At 67.1% G+C, this 26934-nt stretch carries 28 protein-coding genes; 12 read left to right on the top strand and 16 right to left on the bottom strand.

Annotated elements, in window-relative coordinates; all coding sequences use genetic code 11:
- Nucleotides 1–333: 333 nt before the first annotated feature.
- The 3 genes from E3T40_RS16035 to ychF form a co-directional block, all read right to left on the bottom strand.
- Entirely contained in the window at nucleotides 334–1008 is a 675-nt protein-coding gene (locus E3T40_RS16035; protein WP_134544806.1) for an SDR family NAD(P)-dependent oxidoreductase, read from the bottom strand.
- A gap of 144 nt (nucleotides 1009–1152) precedes the next feature.
- A complete protein-coding gene (locus E3T40_RS16030; RefSeq protein WP_206750364.1) occupies nucleotides 1153–1710 on the bottom strand; it encodes a hypothetical protein in 558 nt (185 codons plus the stop codon).
- 272 nt (nucleotides 1711–1982) lie between these two features.
- On the bottom strand, nucleotides 1983–3056 hold the full coding sequence (gene ychF, locus E3T40_RS16025) for a redox-regulated ATPase YchF (RefSeq protein ID WP_134544800.1): 1074 nt from the start codon (nucleotides 3054–3056) through the stop codon (nucleotides 1983–1985).
- Nucleotides 3057–3139: 83 nt separating this feature from the next.
- Between ychF and E3T40_RS16020 the strand changes: the two genes are divergently transcribed.
- Nucleotides 3140–3757: an exonuclease domain-containing protein gene (locus E3T40_RS16020; RefSeq protein ID WP_104170854.1), complete on the top strand. Its 618-nt coding sequence runs from the start codon at nucleotides 3140–3142 to the stop codon at nucleotides 3755–3757.
- 55 nt (nucleotides 3758–3812) lie between these two features.
- Nucleotides 3813–5195 (top strand): DNA recombination protein RmuC, encoded by a 1383-nt coding sequence (gene rmuC / locus E3T40_RS16015; protein ID WP_134544797.1) that lies wholly within the window; start codon nucleotides 3813–3815, stop codon nucleotides 5193–5195.
- Nucleotides 5196–5255: 60 nt separating this feature from the next.
- Here the strand turns inward: rmuC and glpX are convergent, their stop codons facing one another.
- Entirely contained in the window at nucleotides 5256–6212 is a 957-nt protein-coding gene (gene glpX / locus E3T40_RS16010; protein ID WP_233191397.1) for a class II fructose-bisphosphatase, read from the bottom strand.
- Between the two features lie 219 nt (nucleotides 6213–6431).
- On the opposite strand from glpX, the gene fbaA reads away from it, so the two are divergent.
- Together fbaA and E3T40_RS16000 are read left to right on the top strand one after the other, a co-directional pair.
- Nucleotides 6432–7457: a class II fructose-bisphosphate aldolase gene (fbaA, locus tag E3T40_RS16005; RefSeq protein ID WP_134544795.1), complete on the top strand. Its 1026-nt coding sequence runs from the start codon at nucleotides 6432–6434 to the stop codon at nucleotides 7455–7457.
- A gap of 12 nt (nucleotides 7458–7469) precedes the next feature.
- On the top strand, nucleotides 7470–8039 hold the full coding sequence (locus E3T40_RS16000; RefSeq protein ID WP_134544792.1) for a DUF6264 family protein: 570 nt from the start codon (nucleotides 7470–7472) through the stop codon (nucleotides 8037–8039).
- 102 nt (nucleotides 8040–8141) lie between these two features.
- Here E3T40_RS16000 and E3T40_RS15995 read toward each other — a convergent pair whose 3' ends face one another.
- The gene (locus E3T40_RS15995; protein ID WP_104170888.1) at nucleotides 8142–9176 is read right to left on the bottom strand and encodes a 4-hydroxy-3-methylbut-2-enyl diphosphate reductase; all 1035 of its coding nucleotides are present in this window, start codon (nucleotides 9174–9176) and stop codon (nucleotides 8142–8144) included.
- Nucleotides 9177–9264: 88 nt separating this feature from the next.
- Here E3T40_RS15995 and xseA point away from each other — a divergent pair, with 88 nt between their 5' ends.
- The 5 genes from xseA (at nucleotide 9265) to E3T40_RS15970 (ending at nucleotide 13549) form a co-directional block, all read left to right on the top strand.
- Nucleotides 9265–10518, top strand: coding sequence for an exodeoxyribonuclease VII large subunit (xseA, locus tag E3T40_RS15990; RefSeq protein WP_134544790.1), 1254 nt, complete (start codon nucleotides 9265–9267; stop codon nucleotides 10516–10518).
- Nucleotides 10515–10748 carry an exodeoxyribonuclease VII small subunit gene (locus E3T40_RS15985; protein WP_347232351.1) on the top strand — a complete coding sequence of 78 codons (234 nt, stop codon included), beginning with the start codon at nucleotides 10515–10517 and terminating at the stop codon, nucleotides 10746–10748. The genes xseA and E3T40_RS15985 overlap by 4 nt, the downstream gene beginning before the upstream one ends.
- A complete protein-coding gene (locus E3T40_RS15980; RefSeq protein ID WP_104100857.1) occupies nucleotides 10745–11404 on the top strand; it encodes a DUF4245 domain-containing protein in 660 nt (219 codons plus the stop codon). Before E3T40_RS15985 ends, E3T40_RS15980 begins: the two co-directional genes overlap by 4 nt.
- Nucleotides 11404–12045, top strand: a complete 642-nt coding sequence (locus E3T40_RS15975) for a carbonic anhydrase (RefSeq protein WP_104170848.1) — start codon at nucleotides 11404–11406, stop codon at nucleotides 12043–12045. The genes E3T40_RS15980 and E3T40_RS15975 overlap by 1 nt, the downstream gene beginning before the upstream one ends.
- Nucleotides 12046–12133: 88 nt before the next feature.
- Nucleotides 12134–13549 carry an aspartate ammonia-lyase gene (locus E3T40_RS15970; RefSeq protein WP_104195374.1) on the top strand — a complete coding sequence of 472 codons (1416 nt, stop codon included), beginning with the start codon at nucleotides 12134–12136 and terminating at the stop codon, nucleotides 13547–13549.
- A 135-nt stretch (nucleotides 13550–13684) separates the two neighbouring features.
- Here E3T40_RS15970 and E3T40_RS15965 read toward each other — a convergent pair whose 3' ends face one another.
- From E3T40_RS15965 to E3T40_RS15955, 3 genes are all read right to left on the bottom strand, one after another.
- Nucleotides 13685–15019 carry a PhoH family protein gene (locus E3T40_RS15965; RefSeq protein WP_241981812.1) on the bottom strand — a complete coding sequence of 445 codons (1335 nt, stop codon included), beginning with the start codon at nucleotides 15017–15019 and terminating at the stop codon, nucleotides 13685–13687.
- A 199-nt stretch (nucleotides 15020–15218) separates the two neighbouring features.
- Nucleotides 15219–16340 carry an aminotransferase class V-fold PLP-dependent enzyme gene (locus E3T40_RS15960; RefSeq protein WP_134544785.1) on the bottom strand — a complete coding sequence of 374 codons (1122 nt, stop codon included), beginning with the start codon at nucleotides 16338–16340 and terminating at the stop codon, nucleotides 15219–15221.
- Nucleotides 16341–16349: 9 nt separating this feature from the next.
- On the bottom strand, nucleotides 16350–17135 hold the full coding sequence (locus E3T40_RS15955) for an isoprenyl transferase (protein WP_104100852.1): 786 nt from the start codon (nucleotides 17133–17135) through the stop codon (nucleotides 16350–16352).
- A 70-nt stretch (nucleotides 17136–17205) separates the two neighbouring features.
- Between E3T40_RS15955 and E3T40_RS15950 the strand changes: the two genes are divergently transcribed.
- Nucleotides 17206–17907 (top strand): hemolysin III family protein, encoded by a 702-nt coding sequence (locus E3T40_RS15950; RefSeq protein ID WP_134544782.1) that lies wholly within the window; start codon nucleotides 17206–17208, stop codon nucleotides 17905–17907.
- Nucleotides 17908–17911: 4 nt separating this feature from the next.
- Here E3T40_RS15950 and E3T40_RS15945 read toward each other — a convergent pair whose 3' ends face one another.
- Together E3T40_RS15945 and mca are read right to left on the bottom strand one after the other, a co-directional pair.
- Nucleotides 17912–18172, bottom strand: coding sequence for a hypothetical protein (locus tag E3T40_RS15945; protein ID WP_233191388.1), 261 nt, complete (start codon nucleotides 18170–18172; stop codon nucleotides 17912–17914).
- Nucleotides 18169–19032, bottom strand: coding sequence for a mycothiol conjugate amidase Mca (mca, locus tag E3T40_RS15940; RefSeq protein ID WP_174843682.1), 864 nt, complete (start codon nucleotides 19030–19032; stop codon nucleotides 18169–18171). The genes E3T40_RS15945 and mca overlap by 4 nt, the downstream gene beginning before the upstream one ends.
- Nucleotides 19033–19102: 70 nt before the next feature.
- Here mca and E3T40_RS15935 point away from each other — a divergent pair, with 70 nt between their 5' ends.
- On the top strand, nucleotides 19103–19504 hold the full coding sequence (locus E3T40_RS15935; protein ID WP_134544779.1) for a DUF4307 domain-containing protein: 402 nt from the start codon (nucleotides 19103–19105) through the stop codon (nucleotides 19502–19504).
- A gap of 107 nt (nucleotides 19505–19611) precedes the next feature.
- Nucleotides 19612–20103, top strand: a complete 492-nt coding sequence (greA, locus tag E3T40_RS15930) for a transcription elongation factor GreA (RefSeq protein WP_104170843.1) — start codon at nucleotides 19612–19614, stop codon at nucleotides 20101–20103.
- Nucleotides 20104–20298: 195 nt separating this feature from the next.
- On the opposite strand, the gene ilvA is transcribed toward greA, so the two are convergent.
- From ilvA to E3T40_RS15900, 6 genes are all read right to left on the bottom strand, one after another.
- Complete coding sequence (ilvA, locus tag E3T40_RS15925; RefSeq protein ID WP_104170842.1) at nucleotides 20299–21534, bottom strand: threonine ammonia-lyase; 1236 nt, start codon at nucleotides 21532–21534, stop codon at nucleotides 20299–20301.
- Nucleotides 21527–22795 (bottom strand): AI-2E family transporter, encoded by a 1269-nt coding sequence (locus E3T40_RS15920; RefSeq protein ID WP_104170841.1) that lies wholly within the window; start codon nucleotides 22793–22795, stop codon nucleotides 21527–21529. Before E3T40_RS15920 ends, ilvA begins: the two co-directional genes overlap by 8 nt.
- 82 nt (nucleotides 22796–22877) lie before the next feature.
- On the bottom strand, nucleotides 22878–23978 hold the full coding sequence (locus E3T40_RS15915) for an ABC transporter ATP-binding protein (protein ID WP_104170840.1): 1101 nt from the start codon (nucleotides 23976–23978) through the stop codon (nucleotides 22878–22880).
- Nucleotides 23975–24802: an ABC transporter permease gene (locus E3T40_RS15910; protein WP_134544815.1), complete on the bottom strand. Its 828-nt coding sequence runs from the start codon at nucleotides 24800–24802 to the stop codon at nucleotides 23975–23977. The genes E3T40_RS15915 and E3T40_RS15910 overlap by 4 nt, the downstream gene beginning before the upstream one ends.
- A complete protein-coding gene (locus E3T40_RS15905) occupies nucleotides 24799–25620 on the bottom strand; it encodes an ABC transporter permease (protein ID WP_370287953.1) in 822 nt (273 codons plus the stop codon). Before E3T40_RS15905 ends, E3T40_RS15910 begins: the two co-directional genes overlap by 4 nt.
- A 28-nt stretch (nucleotides 25621–25648) precedes the next feature.
- Nucleotides 25649–26782, bottom strand: coding sequence for an ABC transporter substrate-binding protein (locus E3T40_RS15900; RefSeq protein ID WP_241981809.1), 1134 nt, complete (start codon nucleotides 26780–26782; stop codon nucleotides 25649–25651).
- Between the last annotated feature and the right edge of the window lie 152 nt (nucleotides 26783–26934).

Here is a 26934-nt window from a genome sequence, read left to right as displayed (position 1 = left end):
GAGGCGGCCCGGGCACAAAGCCCGGGCCGCTACCACCTCGTCAGTACTGCGCTACCAGGTGCCTGGACTAGCGCTACCAACTCGGGCTACTCGCCACGAGCTGGATCAACTCACCTGCCTCGTCCTCGACGCACGCCGCAGACATGACGATGTGTCCCACTTCCCGCACCAAGTCGGACGGATACAGACTCTCGACCGTTGTCATGCCCAACCCGGAGCGGGCTACACGTTGAAGCGAACTCCCCGGAGTGGCATCGCAGAGCAACCTTTAGAGCCACGTTTCGTGCCCTCCTGGCTATCTCCGCATCGTCGCTGCCAGCAGCGGAGTGCCCCCTACTCCCGACCGTCCTCGAGCGGGATGAGCAGTGTGCGGAACGGACCAGCATTAGCGTGGAGGCCCCAAATCCGATCGGCGACGCCGTCGATGCCATTGACAAGCCGAAGCTGAGGAATGCCTCCCGGGATCACGAGTTGGCTGACACGGACTCCCTCACCCTCGAGCGCGTCGTGGAGCATCTCACCGTAGGCGCTCTCAGCCGGGAAGGCGACCGATGTACCTGCGAAGTCAGCGCGGGCCTTAACCGAGGTTCCGCCGTTGATCATGATGATGCTGCCGCTTCCTGCCTGCCGCATTGCGGGGAGCACCGTACGCACCGCGTGGATGAGCCCGAGAGCCGAGAACTGCAATGCCTCCAGAGCGAGCTCCGGAGTCATCTCAAGCACCGGCTTCAGGTAGTCGCGCGATGGGAGCGGGCTATATTGCAGCGCGGTGATGGGCCCGAGCTCTGCCTCGGCACGCTCAAGGGCAGCTTCGAGCGACGCCGGCGTGCGGACATCAGCAGGGTAAGCACTCGCGGTGAAGCCGGCAGCGGTGAGCTCGGCTGCCATAGCGTCTAGTTTCGACTGGTTCCTGGCGATCAGGGCAATTGAGAAGCCTTCGCGCCCGAACCTTCGCGCAACTGCTGCGCCGAGTCCCGGTCCGGCTCCGATGATGGCGATGGCAGGCACGATGGACTCCTTCGATTGCTGCTGCTGTGATGACTAACGCTGGGAGCTAGAGCCTAAACATTGAACCTGAACTTCGTCGCATTCCGTTACCGAAAACCATGATGCAGTCCGACTTTTTTACACCAGTGCTGGTCACTGAGTGATCTAGCCACAGATTTCTCTGGGAATGACAGGCATGGGGCGAACGACGATCTTGTTCACTAGGCCTTCAGATGTAGCGAAATTGATCCAATTCCCGTTCCCGTCCGTCAACGTGTAGTGGGGAGTGAAATGGTCGTCCTGGTAGGTGATCGCGGGGTATGCGGTCTTGAGTTCATCGAGCGTGGTGCCGATCCCGATTCCAGCGGTCGTGCGCGGCGATGTGGCGGTGAAGTCCGAGGAAGTCGGCCCTCCCTCCAAGGCGATCAGCTCTACGAGGCCGTTGTCGGAACTGTCGGCGATGACCAGATTGGGAAATCCGGGCCGGTCGAAGGAGAGGATCGACGGACAGCCTTCGAAAACGGCACTGCTGGAGAAGGCGGTCATCAACCGGTCCGTCGCGCTGATATTATCCCCGATCACCAGCGGTCCCACGCTGGTGAAGCCGATGATCCACGAAGCCGGGTCGGCTAGGTCCATCGCGAGCTTTGTCGGTGTCGGTGTCGGTGTCGGTGTCGGTGCAGTCGTGCTGGCCGTCGGGCCGACGGAACTCGTCGGATTCATTATCGGCGCATCGGGCCCCTGACGTGCACACCCCGACAGGAGCAGCAGCCCGATTGCCGCGACAGCTACGACGGGAAGCCGCCGGCGCTCGGAAACGTGAACTGACATCCGATTTCCCCCGATTTAGTTCTCAGAACCTGGTTCCACATTAGTGTCACTCAACCGGGTTGCGTCACCGGCAGTCAGGACCGCCTGTGCGAGCATCTCCCGACGGGGGTTCCGTGCGTGCTGGAGTCGACAGGACCGCTCGCTACGAGTAAGAGAGGAACGCGCTACACGTTGAACCTAAACTCCACCACGTCGCCGTCCTGCATGATGTATTCCTTGCCCTCGATGCGGGCCTTGCCCCTGGAGCGGGCCTCCGCCACGGAACCGGCCTTCATCAGGTCGTCGAAGGAGAAGATCTCCGCCTTGATGAAGCCCTTCTGAAAGTCGGTGTGAATGACGCCGGCGGCCTGCGGAGCGGTCCAGCCCTTTCGGATGGTCCAGGCGCGTGTTTCCTTGGGGCCGGCCGTGAGGTAGGTCTGCAGGCCGAGGGTGTCGAAGCCGATGCGGGCGAGCTGGTCGAGCCCGCTCTCGGCCTGGCCGGTGGACGCCAGCATCTCGGCGGCGTCCTCGGCGTCGAGTTCACTGAGCTCGGATTCGAGCTTCGCGTCGAGGAACACGGCGTTGGCCGGGGCCACCAGCGCGGCCAGAACAGCGAGCTTCCCGGCATCCTGCAGCACCGCCTCGTCGACGTTGAACACGTAGATGAACGGCTTGGCCGTCAGCAGGCCCAGCTCGCGGATGGGCTCGATGTCGAGCGTGGCCGATGACAGCGGCGCTCCGGCGTCGAGGATGGCCTGCGCCTTGAGCGCGGTCTCCAGCACGATGGGGGGAAGCTTGCGCCCTTTGACCTCTTTCTCGAAGCGGGAGACCGCCTTCTCGAGGGTTTGCAGGTCGGCGAGGATGAGTTCGGTGTTGATCGTCTCCATGTCGCCGGCTGGGTCGACGGCACCGTCGACATGCACCACGTCGGGGTCGGCGAAGCCGCGGATGACCTGCGCGATGGCGTCAGCCTCTCGAATGTTGGCGAGGAACTTGTTGCCGAGCCCCTCCCCCTCGCTGGCGCCGCGCACGATGCCGGCGATGTCGACGAACGACACCGGGGCAGGCAGCAGACGCTCGCTACCGAAGACCGCCGCCAGCTTGGCCAGGCGGTGGTCGGGCAGGTTGACGATGCCGACGTTGGGCTCGATGGTGGCGAACGGGTAGTTCGCCGCGAGCACGTTGTTCTTGGTCAACGCGTTGAAGAGGGTGGACTTGCCAACATTGGGCAGTCCGACGATTGCAATAGTAAGAGCCACGAAAGTCAATCGTACCGTCTGCGACCCGAGGCCGGTCGGCACAGCGGCGACGCGCTGTCGGCGGCCCGTGACAGGATGAAGCGGTGCCAGTCAACTTCACCGCCATCGACTTCGAGACCGCCAACTCCTCCAGCGCTTCGGCCTGCTCGGTGGGGCTGGTGAAGGTCCGTGACGGCAAGGTCGTCGACCGCATCGCCTGGTTCATCAAGCCGGCCGTCGGGCACGACGTCTTCCTGGCCTGGAACATCAAGATCCACGGCATCCGGCCGACGGATGTCGCCGGTGCGGCCACCTGGGCGCAGCAGCTTCCCGACCTAGTCGCCTTTGCCGGCGACGACCACCTTGTGGCGCACAACGCCGGGTTCGACCTGGGGGTCATCAAGACGTCCTCCACGGTCGCCGGGCTGGTCGTGCCCGACTTCAACTACGTCTGCAGCCTCCAGGTGGCCCGCCGCACCTACCACCTCGACTCCTACCGGCTCCCGGTGGCCGCGATGGCCGCGGGCTTCGAGGGTTTCGCCCACCACGACGCCCTGGCCGACGCGGAGGCCTGCGCGGCCATCATGATCCACGCCGCCGACCGGCACGGGGCCGGCACTCTCGAGGAGCTGGCGCAGATCACCGGCGTGAAGATCGGCGCCATCGGGCCGGTCGCCACGAAGGAGAAGTCCGCCACGCACGGCCCGATGGCGCTGAACTAGGCATCCTTGGGGCGCCGGCTCGGGCAATGTCTGTGGCCACTGGCAGAGTAGAACCATGGATTCCTGGTTCAGTCTTCTTCTCGGCCTTGTCGTCGGCGCCCTGCTCGGCACCCTGCTCACTGTGGTCCTCACTGCGCGTTCCGCCGAGCGCCGCAACGGAGGCTCGTCCGGCACCGATCCCCTCGTCATCGAGGCCCGGCACCAGGTGGCCTTGGCCGAGGTGTACGCCCGAGAGGCCGGCATCCAGTCCATCCTGCGCGAAGAGCTGGCCTCAGTCCAGGCCACCGCCGACGCCCTGCGCGGACAGGTCGTCGACGCGGGGCGGCAATACCGCGAACTGAGCGACCGCCAGCGCAACGACCAGGACGCGCGCACCGAGCAACAGAATCAGGAAAGCAAGGTGCTCCAGGCCCTCGCCCCGGTCAAGGAGAGCCTGCAGGACATGCAGCAGAAGGTCGCCGAGCTCGAGGCCCAGCGCAGCCTGCAACACGGCGAGCTCAGCCAGCAGCTGCGGTCGGCGACCGAGTCGGAGGAGCGCCTACGGAGCACCGCCGAGTCGCTCGCGTCGGCCCTGCGCGCCAACAACACGCGCGGGGTCTGGGGCGAAACCCAGCTGCGCAGCGTGGTCGAGGCCGCCGGCCTGATCGAGCGAGTCGACTTCGACGTGCAGTCGAGCATCACCTCCGACGCCGGCGCCGGCCGCCCCGACATGGTCGTGCACCTGCCCGGCGGCAAGAACATCGCCGTCGACGCGAAGGTGCCGTTCACGGCGTTCCTCGAAGCCAGCCAGATCCCGGTCACCGCCACCGGTGCCCTGGGAGCTCAGCGGGCCGTCTACATGAAAGCGCACGTCAAGGCCGTGCGCGACCACATCACCGCCCTCGGCAGCAAGGCCTACTGGCAGGGCTTGGAGGCCTCCCCGGAGATCGTGATCGCCTTCATCCCGAGCGAGTCCCTGGTCTCCTCGGCGCTGGAGGCCGACCCCTCGATCATGGAATTCGCGTTCTCGAAACGGGTGGCCCTCGCCTCCCCGGTGACCCTGTGGTCGGTGCTCAAGACGGTGGCCTTCACCTGGCAGCAGGACGTTCTCACGCATGACGCAAAAGTCTTGTTCGACCTCAGTCGGGAGCTATACGGCCGTCTGGCCACCACGGCCACGCACATCGAGAAACTGGGCCGGTCGATCGAGCGCACGGTGAAGGACTACAACGGCTTCGTCGGCTCGATGGAACGCCAGGTACTGCCCACCGCACGCAAGCTCAACGCCCTCGACGAGTCCAAGGTGCTGGCGCCGCTGGCGGGCATCGAGGACACCCCGCGCGAACTGGCCGCCTGGGAGTTCGTGTCGGAGCTGGAGGCCGCGGTACTCGAAAGCGCCGCACTCGAGGCCGCCGCACTCGAGGCCGCCGCACTGACTGACTCCGAGAATCGCCGATAACGCCGAAAATCGCCGTCGGAACGGCGATTTTCGGCCTTGCAGGTAGCTAAAGCCGAGCGCCTAGAGCCACTTCGAGGCGAGGTGCTCGGCGATCACCCGACGCGTGGTGCCGGACTTCGAGCGCAGCACGATGCTCTCGGTGCGGATGATCGGGCCCTGGCGGCGCACGCCGTCGACGAGTCCGCCATCCGTCACGCCCGTGGCGACGAAGAAGGTGTTGTCGCCGCTGACCATGTCGTCCAGCTCGAGCAGCTTGTCGACGTCGAGGCCGGCCGCGACGGCGCCCGCACGCTCGGCGTCGTCCTTCGGTGCCAGGCGTCCCTGCATGTAGCCGCCGATGGCCTTGAGCGCGCAGGCCGTGGTGATGCCTTCCGGGCTGCCACCCGTGCCGACGCACATGTCGATGCGCGTTTCCCAGCGAGCCGCGTTGATGCCGCCGGCGACGTCGCCGTCGCTCATCAGCCGCGTGCCCGCTCCGGCGCTGCGGATGGCGTCGATAAGTTCGGCGTGGCGGGGACGGTCGAGCACGGCGAGGACCATTTCGCCGACCGGCTTGCCCGTTGCCTTCGACAGCTCACGGATGTTGTCGCCGATCGGGGCGTCGAGGCTGACGACTCCGCGCCCGGCGGCGCCCGTGACGATCTTGTCCATGTAGAACACGGATGACGCGTCGAGCATGGTGCCGCGGGAGGAGACCGCGATCACGGAGAGGGCATTCTGGCGTCCGGCGGCGGTGAGGCTGGTGCCGTCGATCGGGTCGACCGCGATGTCGCAGGCGGGTCCGGTTCCGTTGCCGACACGCTCACCGTTGAAGAGCATCGGGGCTTCGTCTTTCTCACCCTCGCCGATGACGATGAGTCCGTCGAAGTTCACGGTGCCGAGGAAGACGCGCATGGCGTCGACGGCTGCCTTGTCCGCGGCATTCTTGTCGCCGCGGCCGATGAACGGGACCGCACGAATCGCTGCGGCCTCGGTGGCCCGCACCAATTCCATCGCAAGGTTGCGGTCGGGGTGCATGAAATTGGGGGCGACTTCGGGGCTGTTCACAGATGGTCCTTCCCGGACGAAGAGTGCGGCAGTGGCAAGACCCATCTTTGGGCCGGCACCGGTGTCGGTGCTGCCTTGTTCAGCCTAGCGCCCGCTCTTCGTCGCGGGGGTGTTCGCTCGCTGGCACGCCCGGAGACCCACCTCGGTAGGATGAGAAGACCGAAACGGTTCAATCGAGGAGACTCAACAATGCCCATCGCAACCCCAGACCAGTATGCCGAGATGCTCAACAAGGCCAAGACGAAGGGGTTCGCCTACCCGGCGTTCAACGTTTCGTCTTCTCAAAGCATTAATGCCGTCCTTCAGGGCCTGACCGAAGCCGGCTCTGACGGCATCATCCAGGTCACCACCGGTGGCGCAGATTACTTCGCCGGCCACACGGTCAAGAACCGCGCATCCGGTGCGCTCGCGATGGCGCGCTTCGTGCAGTCCGTCGCCGACAATTACCCCATTACCGTTGCACTCCACACGGACCACTGCCCCAAGGGTGCGCTCGAGGACTTCGTCCTCCCGCTCATCTCCGCTTCCGAAGACGAGGTGAAGGCCGGCCGCAACCCGATCTTCCAGTCGCACATGTGGGACGGCTCCGCCATCCCGCTGGCAGAGAACCTGGACATCGCCAAGGACATCCTGAAGCGCACCCAGGCGATCAACGCCATCCTCGAGGTCGAGATCGGCGCCGTCGGCGGCGAAGAAGACGGCGTTGAGGGCGACATCAACGAGAACCTGTACACGACACTCGACGACGCGCTCTCGTTGATCGATTCCCTCGGCATGGGCGAGAACGGCCGCTACATGGCTGCCCTCACCTTCGGCAACGTGCACGGCGTGTACAAGCCCGGCAACGTCAAGCTGCGCCCGGAGCTCCTCAAGGAGATCCAGGACGGCGTCGCCACCAAGCTGGGTAGCGGCCCGAAGCCGCTCGACCTGGTCTTCCACGGTGGGTCAGGCTCGACCGACGCCGAGATCGCCGAGGCCGTCGCGAACGGTGTCGTCAAAATGAACATCGACACCGACACCCAGTACGCGTTCACCCGCGCGGTCGCCGGCTACATGCTGAGCAACTATGACAGCGTGCTCAAGGTTGACGGCGAAGTCGGCAACAAGAAGGTCTACGACCCGCGCGCCTGGGGCAAGGTTGCCGAGACGGGCATGGCCGCTCGCGTCGCCGACGCCACCCGCCAGCTCGGCTCCGCCGGCCACTCGAACAGCTAGCACCGGATGACGATGGCCGAGAATTCTTCGTCGACTCCTTCGGGAACCCCTCCGGAGGATTCCCGGCCCCGTCCCCAGTACGGTGAGCTTGCGCCCGAGGGTTGGAGCTGGACTCCTACCCCGGATGAGCCCACGCTCGCCACACCGCCGGCTCCGGGGCCGTCCGCGGCCCCCGAGCGGGCTGTGCGCCCGGCCGGAACCGCGCCGGCCTGGGACCGGCCGGTGACTCTGAGCCTGCTCGTCCTCGGGCTCCTGTTCACGTTCTTCGCGGTCAGCATGCTCACGATGATCACCGAGTCCATTCAGTTGCTCCATACCCAGCTGGATCTCGCCGCGTATGAGCCGGATCCCTCCGCGGCCGGGCTGGTCACGGCCGGGATCATCGGTGTGTCCCTGATCTGGCTGGCCACAGCCGCAGGCGTGATCCTGTTGCTGGTCCGAGGCAAGCGCGCGTTCTACGTGCCGCTGATCGGTGCGGTCCTGTCCGCGTTCGTGTTCATCGCCTTCACCACCGCGGTTTTGGCCACCGACCCGACGCTGCTCAACGACCCGAACCTGATGGACGTCTACGGCCAGCTGTAGACGACGCCATTCTGCCGGGTCCGGCGTACACGAAGGCCCCCGTCGGTCAGATCCTGGATCTGATCGACGGGGGCCTTCGTGGTGAACGCGGCTGGCCGGTTCCTAGCTGCTGACCCGTCCGCCGAGACCGCGGGCATCCGCGTTGCCGGCCAGGTCCTTGCGCAGTTCCTTCGGCAGCGAGAACAGCAGGTCCTCCTCGGCCGTCTTGATCTCTTCGATGTCGCCGTAGCCGGCCTCGGCCAGATCGGCGAGCACCTCGTGCACGAGTTCGTCGGGCACGGATGCCCCGCTGGTCACGCCCACGGTGACAACCCCGTCGAGCCACTCCTGCTGGATCTCGCTGGCAAAGTCCACGCGGTAGGCAGCCCGGGCGCCGTACTCCAGCGCCACCTCGACCAGTCGCACCGAGTTGGACGAGTTCGCCGAGCCGACCACAATGACGAGGTCCGAATCACGGGCCACCTTCTTGATCGCCACCTGGCGATTCTGGGTGGCGTAGCAGATGTCGTCGCTGGGGGGATCCTGCAGATTTGGAAAACGGGCACGCAGGCGACGCACGGTTTCCATGGTCTCGTCCACGCTCAGCGTGGTCTGGGACAGCCAGACCACCTTGTCGGGGTCGCGCACCTCGATGGTGTCGGCGTCGTCAGGGCTCCCGACGAGCGTGGTGTGCTCGGGTGCCTCCCCCGCGGTTCCCTCGACCTCTTCGTGGCCTTCGTGGCCGATCAGCAGGATCTGGAAGTCGTCCCGGGCGAAGCGCACGGCCTCACGGTGCACCTTCGTGACCAGTGGGCAGGTGGCGTCGATTGCCAGCAGGCCGCGGTCCGCCGCCGCGGTGACGACGGCCGGGGACACGCCGTGGGCGCTGAAAACGATGTGGGAGCCGGTGGGCACCTCGTCGACTTCCTCGACGAAGATCGCCCCCTTCTTCTCCAGCTCGGAGACCACGTGGATGTTGTGCACGATCTGCTTGCGCACATACACGGGGGAGCCGTACAGTTCGAGGGCCTTCTCGACGGCGATGACGGCACGGTCCACGCCGGCGCAGTAGCCTCGCGGGGCGGCCAGCAGCACCCGTTTGCGTCCGAGCACCGGGGTATCCTTGAGCCTGTTGCGTGCGCGGGGAATCCGTGGCATGCCAAGGCCGATCACAGGCGAATCCGTACTGATAGTCACCTCCTCATCTTATGGGGGCCGACTGTGCAGTCCGTGGGAGGAACGATTGATGACGGACGCACCACCCACCCTCGAGACCCCCTGGCCGGTCGGGCTGCTGGCCAACAAGATCCGCGGCTACATCGAGCGCCTCGGCACGGCCTGGGTCGAGGGCGAGATCACCCAGTGGGGCGCCAGCGGCGGCAACGTTTACGGCAAGCTCAAGGACCTCACCGAAGACGCCACGGTCAGCTTCACGATCTGGTCGTCGGTGCGCGCGAAGCTGACCAGCGACTTCAAGCAGGGCGACCGGGTCATCGCCCTCGTCAAACCCAACTACTGGGTCAAGGGCGGCACTCTCACCATGCAGATGCTCGAGATGCGCCACGTGGGCCTCGGCGACATGCTGGAACGGCTCGAACGGCTGCGCAATCGGCTGGCCGGCGAGGGTCTGTTCGACGCGTCCCGCAAGAAGCCGCTGCCCTTCCTCCCCCATTGCATCGGCCTGGTCACCGGCAAAGACTCCGACGCTGAGAAAGACGTCATCCGCAACGCCCAGCTGCGCTGGCCGGCCGTCACTTTCGACCTGGCCTACGCCGCCGTGCAGGGTGACCGCATGGTGTCCGAGGTGACCGCGGCCATCCAGCGGCTGGACGCCGACCCGGAGGTCGACGTGATCATCGTCGCCCGCGGCGGCGGCGACTTCCAGAACCTGCTCGGCTTCAGCGACGAGACGCTGATCCGGGCTGCGGCGGCCTGCACGACCCCGCTGGTCAGCGCGATCGGCCACGAGGCCGACCGGCCGCTGCTCGACGACGTGGCCGACCTGCGCGCGTCGACGCCGACGGATGCCGCCAAACGCGTCGTGCCGGACGTCTCCGACGAACTCAACCGGGTACAGCAGGCCCGGGCCCGCCTCAGCAACCGGCTGACCGGTATCCTCGCGCACGAGGTCGACCGGATCGGCCAGCTTCGCTCACGCCCGGTGCTGAGCACCCCCGAGTGGATCATCGATTCCCGATCCGAGGACCTCACCCGCTACGTCGCCCGCGGCGCCGAGCTGGTCGACCGGGCGGTCGAGCGGGCCGGAGCGGTGATCGTCGACCTGCGTTCCCAGTTGCGCGCCCTCTCCCCCCAGGGCACCCTCGACCGCGGCTACTCGATCGTGCAGTTGCAGGGCGGCCAGGTGGTGCGCTCGCCCGGGCAGGCACCGTCGCAGACGAAACTCCTGATCACGCTCGCCGAGGGCGCTCTGGCGGCCACCGCGGACGCGGCAACCTCCGACCCGACACCGTCGAATGAGAAATTAGAATGGACACCATGACCTCGGCACCAGACGAAATCAACGCACTGAGCTACGAACAGGCCCGGGATGAGCTCGTGCGCGTGGTGAACGCCCTCGAGCAGGGAGCCTCGTCGCTGGAGGAATCACTCGCGCTGTGGGAACGAGGTGAGGCTCTCGCCCGCCGCTGCGAAGAGTGGCTGATCGGCGCGAAAGCCAGACTGGATGCCGCCAGGGCAGGCCAAGTCGACTCCGCCGCGACAGCCGGATGAGCCCCGCCAAGCGCGCGCCCCGAATCGTCGCAGAGCTGGGTCGCCCGGAGACGCCGGATGAAACCCGCACCCGGCTGGCCGAGAACTCCCGCAAGTACCGCTCCCACAAGACCGTGAACAATCTGGTCCTGTCCCTGCTGGCCACACTGGGCACAGTCCTGGTGCTCGTGCTGCTGGTGCCGCGCAGCGACGCCCCGCAGAACCGCGACGTCGATTTCGCCGCCGTCGCCGCGCAGGTGCAACCCGGCCTCACCGATCCCCTGCTGGTTCCGGAGTTGCCGAGTGGGTGGACGGCCAACGCCGCGCAGTGGCGCCTGGGCGGAAGCGACAAGATCCCGTCCTGGTACATCGGCCTGATCACGGCCAAGACCGAGTTCATCGGCCTCACCCAAGCGCTCGGCGCCAACCCGAGCTGGCTCGCCGACGAGCTGCAGGATGCTCCGGTCGCCGGCACCGTCATGATCGCCGGAGTCACCTGGGACGTCTACCGCAACACCGCACCGGAAGATGACCGCGGCAATTTCGAATCCGCTCTGGTGACCACGGCCGGCGACAGTACCTACCTCCTCGTCGGCACCGCCGATGACGAGGAACTCGCCGTCCTGGCCGCAGTGCTGGCCGAACAGATCAGTTCCAACAGCACCGAGGGACAGTAATGGGCGAGGCAGCAACACCGGCAGACGTCTGGACCGACCTGCAGCGTGGAAACGACCGCTTCGTGAGCGGCGAGCCGCGGCATCCGCGCCAGGATGTGGACCGCCGAGCCGAACTCGCCTTCGTACAGACCCCCGACGCGGCCCTGTTCGGCTGCAGCGACTCGCGGCTGGCCGCCGAGATCATCTTCGACAAGGGCCTCGGCGACCTCTTCGTCGTGCGCAATGCCGGTCAGGTCATCTCCGATTCGGTGCTCGGCTCGCTCGAATACGCGGTCGCCGTGCTGCGTGTGCCGCTCATCCTGGTGCTCGGCCACGACGGCTGCGGGGCCGTGCGCGCCGCCATCGATTCCCAGGCCGCCGACGCGCAACCTCTGCCCGCGCACATCAGCCGGATCATCGAGAAGATCGTGCCGGCCGTCCGCCGGGTGGCGGGGTCCAAGGATGCGACGTCGATCGATCCCGAGCTGGTCGACGCCCTCGCCGTCGGCCGCGAACACCTTCGCGACACGGTGTCCGAACTGCTCGAGCGCTCTGAGATGATCAGGGCGGCCGTGGCAGAAGGTACATTGGCTATCGTCGGGGCGAACTACCGGCTGCTCGAAGGCCGTGCCGTGCCCGACATCGTTGTCGGCGTGGTTTAGCCGAGCAGCCCGCCCGCGACGAGCCGCCCAGGCCGTCGCCGCGCGTTCCCGTACCGAAGAGATTCCCAACCGAAAGGTAATACACACCGTGGTGGACAAGACCGCTGAAGCCGAGTACCGGATCGAACACGACACGATGGGCGAGGTCCGGGTTCCGGTCGCCGCCCTCTACGGGGCGCAGACGCAGCGGGCCGTCGAGAATTTCCCGATCTCCGGCTCGGTACTGGAGCCCGCCCAGATCGCCGCCCTGGCACGTATCAAAAAGTCCGCCGCCCTGGCGAACGCGAAACTAGGGGTACTGGACGTCGACATCGCCAACGCGATCGCCGCCGCCGCCGACGAGGTCTCCACCGGTCGCTACGACTCCGAGTTCCCGATCGACGTCTACCAGACCGGCAGCGGCACCTCCTCGAACATGAACATGAACGAGGTCCTCGCGACCCTGGCGACCCGCAGCCTCGGGCGCCCGGTGCACCCGAACGACCACGTGAACGCGTCTCAGTCCTCCAACGACGTGTTCCCGACATCCGTGCACCTCGCCGTGACGAGCGCGCTCATCGACGAGCTCGTCCCCGCACTCGACCACCTGGCTGTGGCCTTAGAGGCCAAGGCCGAGCTGTGGGCCGGCGCGGTCAAGGCCGGCCGCACCCACCTGATGGATGCCACCCCGGTCACCCTCGGCCAGGAGTTCGGCGGATACGCGCGGCAGATGCGCCTCGGCATCGAGCGCGTGCGCACCGCGCTTCCCCGCGTCGCGGAGGTCCCCCTCGGCGGCACTGCGGTCGGAACCGGCATCAACACGCCCGCCGGGTTCCCGCAGCTCGTGATAGAGCTGCTCGTCGAGGAGACCGAACTGCCGGTCACCGAGGCACGCGACCACTTCGAGGCGCAGGCCAACCGGGACGGCCTGGTGGACGCATCCGGCGCCCTTCGCACCATCGCGGTGAGCCTCACCAAGATCTGCAACGACCTGCGCTGGATGGGCTCGGGCCCCAACACGGGCTTCGGCGAGCTGAACATCCCCGACCTGCAGCCGGGCTCCTCGATCATGCCGGGCAAGGTGAATCCGGTGATCCCCGAGGCCGTGCTGATGGTCTGCTCCCGCGTGATCGGCAACGACGCCACCATCGCCTGGTCGGGCGCGTCGGGCTCGTTCGAGCTCAACGTCGCGATCCCGGTGATGGGCACCGCCCTGCTCGAGTCGATCCGCCTGCTCTCGAACGCGGCCCGCGTGCTCGCCGACAAGACCGTCGACGGCCTCACGGCGAATGTCGAGCGCGCGCGCGCGCTGGCCGAGTCCTCCCCCGCCATCGTCACTCCTCTAAACCGGGTCATCGGCTACGAGGCCGCGGCCAAGGTGGCCAAGTACTCGGTGGCCGAAGGGGTGACCGTGCGCGAGTCCGTCATCGCGCTCGGTTTCGTTGAGCGCGGCGAGGTCACCCTCGAACTGCTCGACACCGCCCTCGACGTGCTGAGCATGACCCGCCCGCCTCAGGCGAAGTAGCCCCACGCTTTCTCACTCGCGCAGCTCCTTGTCCGTTCAGCGCTCACCAATTCGACGGAGATTTTGCTTCCGGTTGCCTGTTTTCGTACCGAAAGCGGCTTCTGGGGCAAAATCTCCGTCGAATTCGTCAGGGCGCTAGCGCACCTCGTTGCCCTCGAGCATCTCGGTCACGAGGGCGGCGATCGCGCTCCGCTCCGAGCGGGTGAGCGTCATGTGGGCGAAGAGCGGATGTCCCTTGAGCGTCTCGATCACCGACGCCACCCCGTCGAAGCGGCCGACCCGCAGATTGTCCCGCTGCGCCACATCGTGGGTGAGGACCACCCGCGAGTTCTGCCCGATCCGGCTGAGCACCGTGAGTAGCACGTTGCGTTCGAGCGACTGAGCCTCATCGACGATCACGAAAGCGTCGTGCAGGGACCGGCCGCGGATGTGCGTCAGCGGCAGGACTTCGAGGATGCCGCGCTCGATGACCTCCTCCAGCACGTTCTCGGAGACGATGGCCCCGAGTGTGTCGAAGACCGCCTGGGCCCACGGGCTCATCTTCTCGGCGGCGTCGCCGGGCAGGTACCCCAGCTCCTGGCCGCCGACCGCGTAGAGCGGCCGGAAGACCATGATCTTGCGGTGCTGCTGGCGTTCCAGCACGGCCTCGAGCCCGGCGCAGAGGGCGAGCGCCGACTTCCCCGTGCCGGCCCGACCTCCCAGTGACAGGATACCGATCTCCGGGTCGAGCAGCAGGTCGATGGCGAGCCGCTGTTCCGCCGAGCGTCCCTTCAGCCCGAAAACGTCCCGGTCGCCGCGCACGAGCTTCATCGCGCCGTTGCCGGTCACCCGGCCGAGCGCCGAACCGCGGTCGGAGTGGATGACCAGGCCCGTGTTCACGGGCATATCCTGCACGAGACGGGTGTGCACGACCTCCTTGTCGTAGAGCTCGTCGATCAGGTTCGAGCCCAGGGTGATCTCGTCGATGCCGGTCCAGCCGGAGTCCACGGCAAGTTCGTGACGGTACTCCTCTGCGGTGAGGCCGAGCGAGGCCGCCTTGACCCGCAGGGGCAGGTCTTTGGAGACGACGGTTACATTCAAGCCGTCGTGGGCGAGATTCAGGGCCACGGCCAGGATGCGGGAGTCGTTGTCACCGAGTTGCAGTCCGGACGGAAGCACCGACATGTTCGAGTGGTTGAGCTCCACGCGGAGGCTGCCGCCGTCACCGACCGGGATCGGGAAGTCCAACCGTTCGTGCTTCACCCGCAGTTCGTCAAGCAACCGCAGTGACTGGCGGGCGAAGTAGCCGATCTCCGGGTCGTTGCGCTTGGCCTCGAGCTCCGCAATCACCACGACGGGGAGCACGACGGCGTGCTCCGCGAAACGGAAGATCGCTTTGGGATCGGAGAGCAGAACCGAGGTGTCAAGAACGTACGTGCATTCGGTCTGCCCCGTCGCCGACGCGCTCTGGTTAGAACCCTTGCTATCGATCTGATTAGCGGTCACAACCACTCCCACCCCGTGCCCCGTGAGGCACAGATTGTGTTGGCGAGCGGCCACAGGGTTCTCGAGCCGTACTTATGTGGCCGTCTCGATCAGGCGCCATACCTGATAAGCATGACGCTACTTACCCGCACGCTCCAGGGGAAGAGCGACACGCCCATTCGAAACAATGTTCACCGAGCCGTCGTCAGTAGGTCACGGCGGTCGCATACGAGGTGAACGCCCCGCGCAGCATGTCGACCGTGTCCGGGCTGAGCGCCGCATGGGTGCTCAGCCGCACGGTGCCGTTGCGGGTCGTCGCCGTCACCCCGTGGTTGTGCAGCGCGATGCTCAGCAGCGTGAGCTGGCTCGCCGGTGGCTCGAGCACCAGGATGCCGGCCCGCTCCCGGTCGTCTCGGGAGGAAACCACGGGCACAGCGAACTCGTCCGCCAGATCGATCAGAAGCGACACGTTCACGGCGATCGCATCTTCAATGGCACGGATACCGACCTCGGCCACCTCCTCGAGGGCGGCCGCGAACCGGGCCTGGGCGATGGCGTCGCCATTGCTCACCCGGAACGCGTTTGCGCTGCGGCTCGGCGGCAACACTTCGTCCCACGGCTCGGGGACGTCGGTACCGGCGAAACCGGAGAACACGGGGACCAGGCGTTCCACCGCACGGTCGCTGAGAGCCAGGAACCCGGTGCCCCAGCCGGCCCTGGACCATTTCTGCCCGCCCGACGCGACAACGTCTGCCACCTCGTAGGGGACATCCACTGCGCCGAAACCCTGGATGGCGTCGACGATGAGCAAACGGTCGCCGATGACCTGACGGATGCCCTCGAGGTCCACGCGATGGCCGGTGCGGGAATCGACGAGGCAGACCGCCACTGCGGCAGTGGCCGGGGTGAGCTGCTCCCGGATCTGCCCAGGGGTGACGCGGCCGTGGTCGGTCTCCAGCCAGAGCGGGGTGACCACCCGCAGCGCCTCCGCGGCGCGCACGGCCGCGAACGGGACCGTGGGAAAGTCACCCGACGACAGCAGCACCGCCCCCGTCAGGCCGAACATGGCCTGCATCACGCCGGTGGTGGTGTTGGGCTCGGAAACGACCTGGTCGGCGCGGAATCCGGTCGCCCGGGCCACGGCGGTGCGCAGCCGCTCGTCCTGGGCTTGGAAGTGGTCCAGGCTGCCGAACCGGGCCCGCGAGAGCATCTCGGTCTGGCCGAGGGTTTCGGCGACCACACCCGCCGACAGCGGGCCGATCCGGGCATAGTCGAGGTATCCGGGTTCCGCGATGAACCCGTCAAGGAACCGTTCGAGAGCCGTCATGAGGTGCCCCTACCCTCCGAAGCGGCGCTGGCGTCGGGCAAAATCGCGCAGGGCGCGCAGAAAGTCGACCTGGCGGAGGTCAGGCCCGAGCGCCTCCACGAAGTAAAACTCGCTGTGTGCGCTCTGCCAGAGCATGAAATCGCTGATGCGCTGCTCCCCCGACGTGCGGATGACCAGGTCCGGATCGGGCTGGCCGCCCGTGTACAGGTGCGCGCCGATCAGATCCGGGGTCAGCGTCTCCGCAAGGTCCTCGAGCACGCCGCCGCTGGCAAGGTGCGCTCCCACGATGCTGCGCATGGCGTCGGTGATCTCGGTGCGCCCGCCGTAGCCGACGGCAAGGTTGACGTGCAGCCCCTTCTTGCGGGCCGTGCGCGCTTCCGCGGCGTTCAGTGCGGCCACCAGCGGCTCGGGCAGTCCGGTCTTCGAGCCGACCTGCTGCACCCGCCAGTCGCGGTACCGGGACAACTCCTCCGCGAGCTTGGCGATGATCTTCGTCAGCTCCGCGAGTTCTTCGCTGGGCCGGTTGGTGAGGTTGTCGGACGACAACAGGTAGAGCGTGACGACGGAGATGCCGAGGTCGTCACACCACTTGAGGAACTCCCGCATCTTGGCGGCACCGGCCCGATGCCCGTGGGCGGCGGAGTCGAACCCGAGCTGTTTGGCCCAGCGCCGGTTGCCGTCGATGATCATGGCGACGTGGTTTGGAAGCACATCCGGCGTCAGCCCGCGACGAAGCCGACGCTGATAGACCCCGTAGAGAATGCCGCGCGCCCAAGGAACTTCCCGTTTCTGCACACAGTTACGCTAGCCCACTCGGGAGCGTCGCGTACCGCGCGCGGCATGCACACTGTCCTATTCTTGCAGCATGGCCTCAGCGGATGACATCCCCAACCTGCCGTTGTTCGAGGACGACCTGCCCCCGCAGGTGGACGTCAAGCCCACCTGGCGAGGATGGATCCACGCCGGCACGTTCCCGATCACGATCGCGGCCGGGATCGTGCTGCTCCTGTCGGCCGAGGGCAGCGCGGCCCGGTGGAGTTCGCTCGTGTTCGTGCTCAGCTCGATGCTGCTGTTCGGCAATTCGGCGCTGTACCACCGGTTCGACTGGAGTCCGCGCACGAAGGTCATCCTCAAACGGATCGACCACGCCAACATCTTCCTGCTGATCGCGGGCTCTTACACGCCCATCGCCGTGCTGGCCCTACCGCCCGCCAAGTCCACGCTGCTTCTGTCGCTGGTCTGGGGCGGCGCCCTCCTCGGAATCGCGTTCCGGGTGTTCTGGATCCACGCCCCACGCTGGCTCTACGTTCCGCTGTACCTGGCACTCGGCTGGGGAGCGCTGATGTTCATCGTGGACTTCTTCCAGGCCAACGCAGCGATGATGACACTGATCATGGTCGGCGGGCTCTGCTACTCGGTCGGCGCCGTCATCTACGGCATGAAGCGGCCGAACCCGCTGCCGGGCGTATTCGGCTTCCACGAGATCTTCCATACCCTGACCGTGGTGGCTTTCCTCTGCCACTGGGCGGCGATCATGATCATCGCGACGAACCCGATCCACCCGTAGTTCGCTAGTCCTTGTCGGCGATTCCGGCCTCTGCGGCCTTCTGTGCGGCCATCTCCGCCTGCAGACGTTCCTGAATCTCGGCGCGGTAGGTGTTGCGGCGCACTCGGCGGGCCATGTCCATCGCCAGCAGCACCGCTCCCACGGCGACCAGAGCAATCGCCACAAAGCCTTCCGGGCCCGGCGTCACCGTGTTCGGGTCGAACTCCGGCGGTGGGGTGGCGGCCAAAACGATGCTCACGAGGGGAGCCAGGATCAGGCCGCTCACGAGTCGTCCCGGATTCCGGTGAAGAGGTCGGATTCAGGTATCACGGTGTCCACTTTCGATTCGACGAGCTGGAAGTCTTCATAGGGCCACGCCTCGCGGATGAGGTCGTTCGGCCAGAAGAAGAAACTGCTGGTGGGGGCAACCTGACTCGCGTGGGCTCGAAGCGCCGCGTCCCGCACCTCGAGGAAGTCACCGACGGGCACATGGGTCGTGGCCAGCTTCGGGTAGTCTTTCATCCATTCCCTGGCCGCTCCGAGCGGCTCCAGCAGGGGCGAGTCCGGCTCCGTGACGCTCAGTTCCAGGAACATGGCGTCGACGCGTTCGAGGTTGAAAATCCGATCGTAATAGAGCTTCTCGACCTGCCAGGGCTCACCGGCATCCGGGTACCGGGTCGGTTCGGCGGCGGCACGGTAGGCCTCCATCGACACGTCGTGGCAGCGGATGTGGTCGGGATGCGGGTAGCCGCCCTTCTCGTCGTAGGTCACCAGGACCTGCGGTCGAAATTCGCGGATCAGCCGGACGACCGGTTCGGCGGAGATCGCCACCGGGATGTCCGCGAACGAGTTCGGGGGCACCGAACCGTCTTCGTTCATGCCGGAGTCCTCGTAGCCGAGCCAGCGGTGCTGCACGCCGAGGGCCCGCTGGGCCTCTGCCATTTCCAGACGGCGCAGTCCCGGCAGGTCGCGCTCGGCCAGCGGATGGCCGAGCAGAGCCTCATTCAGGATGCTCCCCCGCTCGCCGCCCGTGCAGCTCAGGATCATCACTTCGGCGCCGAGACGCCGGTAGTGGGCATAGGTCGCGGCGCCCTTGCTCGACTCGTCGTCGGGATGGGCGTGCACCGCCAAGAGTCGCAGCGTCATGAAACTCCTCAGAAATGCCAGATAACCTTGGTACCAAGACTAATCGTTGATCCGTGAGTGTGGAGTCTGAGTGGCCCTGAGCAGCAACCTCGACAGCCGGTACGGGCGCGCCCCGAACCGGGGCACGAGAGACCGCCGCGTTCTGTTCGTCTCAGCCGGCTCCCTCGCGGCAATCCTCCTGGGCTTCGTGGTCTGGGTGGGACTGGGGGCGTCGCAGCCTCTGATCGAGACCCGGGACATCCGTCACAGCATCATCGACGAAAACACTGTGAGCGTCACGTTCGAGGCGTCCATCCCGGTCGGCCGCACCGCCAGCTGCGCGGTTCAGGCGCTCAACGAGAGTTTCACGGTGGTTGGCTGGAAAGTCGTCGACCTGCCCGCGAGCATCGTGTATTCGCGGTCGACGACGACGGATGTGCGCACCACCGAGCAGAGCAACACCGGATTGATTTACCGCTGCTGGCTGACCTAGACTGATGACTTCGCCCTGACGTGATCGTCGGGGCGTCCGTTGTATATCTGCGGGTTCACCCGCACGGGCATCGAACGAGCACGAACAAGCATGAGGAGATTCCACCCATGACTACCGAAACCACGGTCACCTGGCTGACGCAGGAGGCCCACGACCGCCTCGCCGCAGAGCTGGACACGCTCAGCACCGTCGGGCGCGTCGAGATCGCGAAGAAGATCGAATCGGCTCGCGAGGAGGGCGACCTCAAGGAGAACTCGGGCTACCACGCGGCCAAGGATGAGCAGGGGAAGATGGAGGCCCGCATCCGCACCCTCGTTCTGCTGCTGCGCAACGCCGAGGTCGGCCATGCGCCGAAAAGCCGGGGCGTCGTCGAGCCGGGAACCGTGATCACGGCCACGATCGCCGGCGATGAGACCCGCTTCCTGATCGGCAGCCGCGAGATCGCCGGGGACAGCGACCTCGACGTCTTCAGCGAGCAGAGCCCGCTCGGCACCGCGATCATCGGCCTCGCCGTCGGAGCGACAACGTCGTACGTGACGCCCACCGGCAAGGAAATCGCCGTCGAGATCTTCCTCGTGGAGACCTGGACCGGCAACTAGCCGCACCGGGCCCCCGCTCGCGCCGCGCCCCGCCTGGCTCCCGTCGTCGAACCAATTCGACGGAGATTTTGCGGAAAATGCGAGTTCTCGGGGCTTCTGGAGCCGATCCGGGCAAAATCTCCGTCGAATTCGTTAGAGTCACGGCACCGTCACGAGCGTCAAATCCACGACGCACGATTCGTCGAAGCTCCCCCGCTAGTCGATCTGCGGGTCGTATCCGGCCGCACGCAACACATCCACGACGAGCTGGCGGTGGTCGGGCCCGCGAGTCTCGACGCTGACGTTGAGTTCGACCTCGCTGATCTGAAGCCCCACACCGTGCCGCGTGTGGAGAACCTCGATCACGTTGGCGTGCGCCTCGGCGAGCAGCTCCGAGATGCGGGCCAGCTGCCCGGGACGGTCGGGCAGCATGATGCGCAACGTGAGATAGCGGCCGGATGCCGAGAGACCATGGCTGATCACGCGCTGCATCAGCAGCGGGTCGATGTTTCCCCCGCTGAGGATTGCGACCGTCGGGCCGGTCGCGGTGACCTTGCCCGCGAGGATCGCCGCCACGGCGACCGCGCCGGCCGGCTCGACCACGAGCTTGGCGCGCTCGAGCAGCACCAGGAGGGCACGAGCCGTGTCGTCCTCGGTGACGGTGACGACCTCATCGACGGCATCACGCACGATCTCAAAATTGAGCAGGCCCGGTTTGGCCACCGCGATGCCGTCGGCGATGGTCGGCATGATCTGGATCTCCAGCACCCGGCCGGCCTCGAGGGACGGAGGGTAAGCGGCCGCGTTGGCGGCCTGCACCCCGATCACCCGGATCTGGCGGCCGTCCCGGCGCGCGCGCTGCTTGAGCACGCTGGCGACACCGGAGATGAGGCCGCCACCGCCGATCGGAACGATCACGGTGGCGAGGTCGGGAACCTGGTCGAGGATCTCCAGACCCACGGTGCCCTGGCCGGTGACGACATCCGCGTGGTCGAACGGCGGGATCAGGATGGCGCCGGTCTCGGCGGCCCACTCCGCGGCCGCGAGCAGCGGCTCGGCCACCGTATTTCCGCGCAGGATGACGTGCGCGCCGTAGTCGCGGGTTGCCTGCAGCTTGGGCAGGGCGACGCCGACGGGCATGAAGATCGTGGCCTGGATGCCGAGCTCCCGCGCCGCGAAGGCGACGCCCTGGGCGTGGTTGCCGGCCGAGGCGGCCACGACGCCGCGGGTCTTCTCTTCGTCGGTGAGCTTGGACATCCGGTTGTACGCGCCGCGGATCTTGTAGGACCCGGTGCGCTGCAGGTTCTCGCACTTGAGGAGGACCGGCGCGCCGAGGAGCTCCGAGAGGTAGCGGGACGTTTCCATCGGGGTGACGGCGGCGACCCGACCAACGACATCCCGGGCGGACTCGAAATCGGCCAGGGTCGGTCCGACGAGCGAGACATTAGTCATGGGAGGCACTTTTCTCGAGGCGGTATGCCGGTCGGCGGAAACCGGGGCGTTGCGGGACGGTCTGCCACAACGAGGAGGCGAAGACGGGTGCCGAGGCGGTCTGCTCGGATCGCCACGCCCCGCTGTTGATGTAGCTGATCATGACGTTGAGCACGGCAGCGATCGGCACGGCGAAGAGGGCGCCGGCGATGCCCGCGAGCAGGGCGCCGGCCGCCACCACGAGAACGACACCCAGTGGATGCACCTTGACCGCCGTACCCATGATCAGGGGCTGTAGCACGTGACCCTCGATCTGCTGCACCAGCAGCACAACGCCGAGCATCAGCAAAGCCACCACCCAGTCGTTGAAGATCAGGGCGATCACGACCGCCACCGCGCCCGTGGCCACGGCGCCGACGATGGGGATGAACGAGCCGAGGAAAACGAGCACGCCGATCGGGATGGCGAGCGGAACCCCCAGCAGTGCGGCCCCGACCCCGATGCCGATCGCGTCGATGGACGCCACCAGGATCTGCACCCTGGCAAAGTTCCCCAGCGTGGTCCAGCCGGCCACCCCCGCGCCGTCGATGGCCGCGCGCGCGCCCTGGGGGAACAGGCGCACGATCCAGGACCAGATGCCCTTGCCATCGATCAGGATGAACAGCAGGCTGAACAGCGCCAGAAGGAAACCCGTCACCAGGTGGCCGAGCGAGGACCCCACGGAGAGCGCCCCGGAGACGAAAACCTGGCTGTCCGCCTGAATGGCGTCCCAGGCCTGGCCGAGGAACGCGTTGAGCTCCGGTTCGGTCAGCTGCAGCGGCGACGCCAGGAGAACGGCCTTGAGGCTCTCGTAGGAGGCGGCGAGCCTGTCGTTCAGGCCGACCGTGCCGATGGCGATCTGCTTCACGGCCAGCGTGATCAGTCCGCCGAGGATCGCGAAGGTATTGATCAGAGCGACCACGACCGCGAGAGCCTTGGGAAATCGGTGTCGCACCAGGAATCCGACGAAGGGCACGAGCAGTGCCGACACCAGCACGGCCACAAGCAGCGGGATGACGATCAACCGCAGCTGGATGACGATGAAGATGAAGACAGCAAGTGCGCCGGCGAGCGCGAGCAGGCGCCAGGACCAGGCGGCGGCGAGTCGGATGCCGGCCGGCAGGTTCTCGTCGATTCCGTAGCCGTGCGAGGGCGGGAGCTCGACCAGGATCGGGGGTACGGTGCGGCGGCGTCCGAACACGCCGAAGAAGCCGCTGCGGGCGGGTTTTCCGTCGGTTTCCATCACGGCATCAGTCTAGGCAATCACACGTGCCGTCTCCGGTATGGGCCAAAGGTGCTCTCTGCCTCAGGCCCCGGACCGGTCACTACGCCGGAGAGGGGAGCGGGTCGACCGAGACGGGCGCGCCCGTGAACCGCACCAGAACCCGGTCCCCGGCCGACGGATGCAGCCGCGCGCCGTGCTGCACGACGAGCGACGCGCCGTCGTCCAGGCGCACTCTCGTGCGCCGGAGCGAGCCGTGGAAACTCGACGAGAGTACGACGCCCGGTGCCCCCGCAGCGCCGAATTCGAGGTCTTCCGGCCGCACGGAGACGGACACAGCGCCATCCGCCTGCGAGGGGTCGAGTAGCGGCAGAGAGGCACCGTGAACCCGCGCGAACCCGTGGCGCACCACGCCGACCAGTCGATTGCTGAGCCCCACGAAGTCCGCGATGAACGACGAGGCCGGCCGGGTATAGAGCTCTTCCGGTGCTCCGACCTGCTCGATGGAACCCGCCCGCATCACGGCGACGCGGTCGGCCACGGCGAGCGCCTCGTCCTGGTCGTGCGTGACAAACAGGGTCGTGATGCCCAGTTCGGTCTGGATGCGCCGGATCTCCTCGCGCAGCACCACCCGAACCTGGGCGTCAAGGGCCGACAACGGCTCGTCGAGCAGGAGAACCCGGGGCTCGGTGACGAGGGCGCGCGCCAGCGCCACCCGTTGCTGCTGACCTCCGGAGAGCTGGTGCGCGAAGCGGTCGTAGTGGGCGTCGAGCCCGACCAGGGCGAGGGCCGCGGCCGCTCGGGCGCGCCGTTCCTCGCCGCGGACCTTCCGCATGCGCAGGCCGAACTCGACGTTCTCGCCCGCGCTGAGGTGCGGGAACAGCGAGTAGGACTGGAACACCATGCCCAGGTCGCGCCGGCTCGTCGGCAGTGTCGACACGTCGGCTCCGTCGATCAGGATGCTTCCGGCATCCGTGGATTCGAGCCCGGCCAATACCCGCAGCGCGGTGGTCTTGCCACTGCCGCTCGGGCCGAGCAGGGCGACGAACTCGCCCGCGTGCAGGGTGAGATCGAAGCCGGCCAGGGCACGGTGGCCGGTGAAGTCCTTCACCACGCCCGCGAAGCGCACCGAGGCTCCCGCCGGAGCGGTCGCCGCCGAACGGTCCCGGTTCTGATTCTGGGTCCGAAGCTGGTGCTGGTTCATAGCTGACCTCCGGTGGTGGGCCGTCGCCGGCTGCCGGCGCGAACCGTGCCGAGACGCCCGATGACAAGCAAGAGCAGGAATGCGAAGGTGAGTGCGAGCAGAGACAGGATGACGGCCGTATAGGGGTCGGCCTTGCTCACGACAACGAGCGCGGTCTGCAGGGTGATGCGGTTGAGCAGGGAGGCGATCGTGAATTCGCCGAGCACGACTGCGACCGAGATGAACGCGCCGGCGAGGATGCCACGGCGCAGGTTCGGGATCAGTACCCGCACGAGCACGCTCAGCCAGCCCGCGCCGAGCGTGCGGGCCGCCTCACTGAGCGTGCACACGTCGACGCCGTCGAGGTTCGTCTGGATGGCCCGGTAGGCGAACGGGAGCACCGTGATGCCGTAGGCGAACGCGAGGGTCCACACGCCGCTGCCAAGCAGGCGGGCGAGCACCGAGTACACCGGGGCCAGGCCGACCACGAGGACGATGGCCGGGATGCTGATGGGCAGGATGCAGACGAACTCCATCACGCGGCGCAGGCGGGGAAACCGCAGGTGCACCAGCAGCAGGGTCGGCACCAGCAGCAGGAGAACGATCGAGACGGTGCCCACGGCCAGGCCGACCGAGTTCCCGAGCGCGACGAGAACCGAACGGTACGGGCCGGCGAAGCCACCCTGGAACAGGGCCGTCCAGCGGGAGAGGTCGTGGCCGCCGGCGAGGCCGCGGCGCAGGGTGAACTCCACCATGGCGACGATGGGGATGGCGAAGAGGAGGCCGATGCTGCCGAGGATGAGGCCGCGCGCCAGCCGGGTGGGGGTGTGCGCCACCGCCTTCATCGCTGCCACCGGGCCGCCCGTGTCTGCAACGCCGAGTAGCCGGACATGACGACGAACATCACCAGGATCATGCCGAGCGCCAACGCCCCGGCGAGATTCTCCCGGCCAAGCAGGGTTTCACTGGTCAGGGCCGAGCGGATCTGCAGCGGAACGATCTGCGATCCCTGGCTGGTGAGCGCGGCGGCGGTCGCATAGGAGGAGAACGCGTTGGCGAAGAGCAGCAGCAGGCTGCCGAGAAACGAGGGCGCCAGCACCGGGAACGCGATCCGGAACCAGTAGGTGGCCCGGTTGCCGCCGAGGGTTGCGTTGGCCTCGGCCCAGTGCGGGTTGAGCGCCTGCAGCGCGGGCAGGAAGGTGATGATCATCAGGGGAACTTGAAAGTAGATGTAGGGCAGCACGAGGCCGGGGAGTTCGTAGAGCCATACCCCGTCGGCGAAGATGTCGACGCCGAAGGTGTCGCGCAGGATCACGGTGACCAGACCCTGGATGCCGATGGTCGCCACGAACGCGAAGGCCAGCATGACGCCGCCGAACTGGGCGAGCACGCCGCTGAGGGAGTCCACGACGGCGCGGAGGGGGCCGTTCGCGCGCGCGCCGAGCAAGCCGTAGCAGGCAAGGGCACCGACGATCGCACCCACAACGGCGGTGAGTGCCGACAGTCCGAATGACGCGGCGAAGGCGTCTCTCACGACCGGGTTGCCCAGCGCGGCCACAGTGTCGAGCGTGAACAACCCGGACTCGTCGACGAAGCCGCTTCCGACTGCGATCAGGGTAGGCACGAGCAGGAAGAGCACCACATATGCCGCGAACGGCAACAGCCCGAAGGCTGCCGCCGTGCCGCGCCGACTACCGGACAGCTGCGGCCCACTTCGCGCCGAGGAGCGCGGCTCCCGCGGCGCTCTCCGCCTCGGAGGGGACGACCGTCTCGGCCGGGGCCGCCGGGAGTGCGGCGAAGAGCGCGGCGTCGATGGTGCCGGCCGCCGCCATCGCCTCGGCGCGCACGGGGCGGGCGCCGCCGGCGAGCCAGAGGTTCTGGCCCTCGTCGCTGTAGAGGAATTCCTGCCAGAGCCTGGCTGCGGCCGGGTTCGGGGCATCCTTGTTCACGGCCTGGTTGTAATAGCCGGCGTAACCGGTTCCCGGAAAGACGACGACCTCCCAGTTGCGCTCGCCGGCCAGACTCGTGCCGTAGCCCACGTTGAGGTAGTCCCAGTCGAAGACCACCGGGGTCTCACCCGACGCGATGGTCGCCGAAGTCGGGTCGATCTTGACGAAGTTGCCGGCCTGGTTGAGCTCGTCGAAGAAGTCGATGCCGGCCTGGAAGTCGCTCACATCGCTCCCGCTCTGCACGGTGGCCAGCCCGACGGCGGCGAACGCAGCCCCGGCCTGTGTCGGGTCGCCGTTGATCGCGACCTTGCCCGTGTACTCGGCGCCGAGCAGGTCACGCAGCTCGGTCGGCGCGGGAACGGCGTCAGGGTCGTAGCCGACCGCCAGGTAGCCGCCGTAGTCGCCCGTGTACAGCCCGGAGGCCTCCTTGAGCGCATCCGGGATTTCGGCCCATGCCGCCACCTGGTAGGGCGCGAAGCGATCGGTGCTGGACAGCGCCACCGCGAGGCCCAGGTCGAATACGTCGGGGGCGGTGTCCTGCCCGGCGAGGTTGTCCGCGGCCAGGATCTCCTCGGCGCTGGACGCGTCCGGCGAGGCCTCGGTGATGGTGATCTCCGGGTACTTCTCGGCAAATGCGTCAAGCACGGCGCCGTAATTGGCCCAGTCCCGCGGCAGGGCGATCACGTTCAGGGCGCCTTCGACCCGGGCCGCGTCCTCAAGGGCGGCCAGGTCGCCGAAGGCGGAGAGGCTGGTCGCGGAGGCGGCATCGACCCCCGTGGTGCCGGAACCGGCATCCGCGGCACCGGAGCAGGCGGACAGGCTCAGGGCGAGGGCGGTGGCCGTGGCCAGGGCGGCCAGGATGCGGGTGGTGAACAAGTTTCCTCCGTCGAACCGGTGTCGGCCGCCGCGCGAAAACGCGGACGTGTGGAGCCGGGTAGCCGGTAAAAGCGAGGTTAGGAGCAGCCGTCGACCGTGAGGGGGCGCGCCGCTGAACATCGGGTGAATGCCGTCTGAAGCGTGCCACTAGG

It is taken from the genome of Cryobacterium sp. TMT1-19 (genome assembly GCF_004403055.1).
Lineage (GTDB): Bacteria > Actinomycetota > Actinomycetes > Actinomycetales > Microbacteriaceae > Cryobacterium > Cryobacterium sandaracinum.
Note: the sequence above shows the minus strand (reverse complement) of the source record. Positions and strands in the feature narration are given on the sequence as shown.

Excerpts from the sequence above, each read along its gene's own strand:
- fbaA (WP_134544795.1), top strand. The coding sequence starts at position 6,432 with ATGCCCATCGCAACCCCAGACCAGTATGCCGAGATGCTCAACAAGGCC.
- E3T40_RS16000 (WP_134544792.1), top strand. The coding sequence starts at position 7,470 with ATGGCCGAGAATTCTTCGTCGACTCCTTCGGGAACCCCTCCGGAGGAT.
- E3T40_RS15960 (WP_134544785.1), bottom strand. The coding sequence starts at position 16,340 with ATGACGGCTCTCGAACGGTTCCTTGACGGGTTCATCGCGGAACCCGGA.
- mca (WP_174843682.1), bottom strand. The coding sequence starts at position 19,032 with ATGACGCTGCGACTCTTGGCGGTGCACGCCCATCCCGACGACGAGTCG.
- rmuC (WP_134544797.1), top strand. The coding sequence starts at position 3,813 with ATGGATTCCTGGTTCAGTCTTCTTCTCGGCCTTGTCGTCGGCGCCCTG.
- greA (WP_104170843.1), top strand. The coding sequence starts at position 19,612 with ATGACTACCGAAACCACGGTCACCTGGCTGACGCAGGAGGCCCACGAC.
- E3T40_RS15915 (WP_104170840.1), bottom strand. The coding sequence starts at position 23,978 with ATGAACCAGCACCAGCTTCGGACCCAGAATCAGAACCGGGACCGTTCG.
- E3T40_RS15980 (WP_104100857.1), top strand. The coding sequence starts at position 10,745 with ATGAGCCCCGCCAAGCGCGCGCCCCGAATCGTCGCAGAGCTGGGTCGC.
- ilvA (WP_104170842.1), bottom strand. The coding sequence starts at position 21,534 with ATGACTAATGTCTCGCTCGTCGGACCGACCCTGGCCGATTTCGAGTCC.
- E3T40_RS15920 (WP_104170841.1), bottom strand. The coding sequence starts at position 22,795 with ATGGAAACCGACGGAAAACCCGCCCGCAGCGGCTTCTTCGGCGTGTTC.
- E3T40_RS15995 (WP_104170888.1), bottom strand. The coding sequence starts at position 9,176 with ATGCCACGGATTCCCCGCGCACGCAACAGGCTCAAGGATACCCCGGTG.
- E3T40_RS16030 (WP_206750364.1), bottom strand. The coding sequence starts at position 1,710 with ATGAATCCGACGAGTTCCGTCGGCCCGACGGCCAGCACGACTGCACCG.
- E3T40_RS15985 (WP_347232351.1), top strand. The coding sequence starts at position 10,515 with ATGACCTCGGCACCAGACGAAATCAACGCACTGAGCTACGAACAGGCC.
- E3T40_RS15910 (WP_134544815.1), bottom strand. The coding sequence starts at position 24,802 with ATGAAGGCGGTGGCGCACACCCCCACCCGGCTGGCGCGCGGCCTCATC.
- glpX (WP_233191397.1), bottom strand. The coding sequence starts at position 6,212 with ATGCACCCCGACCGCAACCTTGCGATGGAATTGGTGCGGGCCACCGAG.
- E3T40_RS15975 (WP_104170848.1), top strand. The coding sequence starts at position 11,404 with ATGGGCGAGGCAGCAACACCGGCAGACGTCTGGACCGACCTGCAGCGT.
- xseA (WP_134544790.1), top strand. The coding sequence starts at position 9,265 with ATGACGGACGCACCACCCACCCTCGAGACCCCCTGGCCGGTCGGGCTG.
- E3T40_RS15950 (WP_134544782.1), top strand. The coding sequence starts at position 17,206 with ATGGCCTCAGCGGATGACATCCCCAACCTGCCGTTGTTCGAGGACGAC.